The organism is Patulibacter sp. NPDC049589, assembly GCF_040675535.1.
Taxonomy (GTDB): domain Bacteria; phylum Actinomycetota; class Thermoleophilia; order Solirubrobacterales; family Solirubrobacteraceae; genus Patulibacter.
This window is the reverse complement of sequence record NZ_JBFAPC010000345.1, coordinates 1-1,132: the sequence shown is the minus strand read 5'-3', so window position 1 is coordinate 1,132 and position 1,132 is coordinate 1. Positions and strand designations below refer to the sequence as shown.

Below are 1,132 nucleotides of genomic sequence, written 5' to 3'. Positions count from 1 at the left end.
AGCGGGCTGCGGCGTGACCACAACGATGGAGGTCACCGGCCATGAGCAACGGTACGCGCTGGGTGGGACTCGATGTGCACGCCAAGAGGACCGCGATCGCGGTCGTCGACGACGCCACGGGCGAGATCCAGAAGAACACGATCTACGGGCGGCCGCACGAGGTGCTGCCGTACCTCGCCGGCCTGGAGGGCCCGGTGCGGGCGGTCTACGAGGCCGGACCGACCGGCTACGGCCTCGTGCGTCGGGGCCGCGACAGCGGCATCGACATGCGGGTCTGTGCACCGGGTCTGCTCCCGACCGCGGGGCCGGGCTCGCGGATCAAGACCGACGCCAGGGACGCGATGAAGCTCGCCAGGTTGCTGGCCGCAGGTCAGCTGACCGAGGTCACGGTCCCGACCGTTCAGCAGGAGAACGTGCGCGACCTGATCCGCGCGAGGGAGGATGTCCGTGGTGATCTGATGCGTGCCCGCCACCGGATCGGGAAGCTGCTGTTGCGCAGGGAGATCTACTGGACCGGACCGGCGCAGGCGTGGACGATGGCGCACCGCGACTGGCTCAACACGCTGCGCTTCTCCGACCCCGCCAGCGAAGCGACGTTCCAGGACTACCTCCACGCCCACGACACACTGCTCGCCCGCCGCGACGAACTGGACCACACGATCGAGCAGGTCGCCGCGAACTGCGTCTTCACCGACCAAGTGACCCGCCTGCGGTGCATGCGTGGCATCTCGACGCTGACCGCGCTGGGGCTGTGCGCCGAGGTCCGCGACTTCGAACGGTTCAAGAAGCCGACCATGCTCTCCGCGTTCCTCGGGATCGTGCCGTCGGAGAACACCTCCGGCGAGAAGCGCCGTCAGGGCTCGATCACCAAGGCCGGATCGGTGCACGCCCGCCGACTGCTGGTCGAGGCGGCCTGGCACTACCGCAAGCCGCCGCGGATGAGCAGCACCCTGAAGCGCCGCCAGCAGGACGCGCCGGCCGCGGCGATCGACTGTGCGTGGCGCGCGCAACGACGGCTCTACGGTCGCTGGCAGCGCCTCGAGGTCGAGCGTGGGAAGCGGCCCGCGATCGTCGCGATCGCGGTCGCGCGGGAGCTCTCGCACTTCTGCTGGGAGACCGCCACCACCGCCTG

General features: G+C 70.1%; 1 protein-coding gene. It reads left to right on the top strand.

The window, feature by feature from the left end; genetic code table 11:
- Positions 1-41: 41 nt before the first annotated feature.
- Positions 42-1,132 (top strand): IS110 family transposase (locus AB0L40_RS27895; protein ID WP_364362077.1); only part of this gene is annotated, 1,091 nt, incomplete at its 3' end.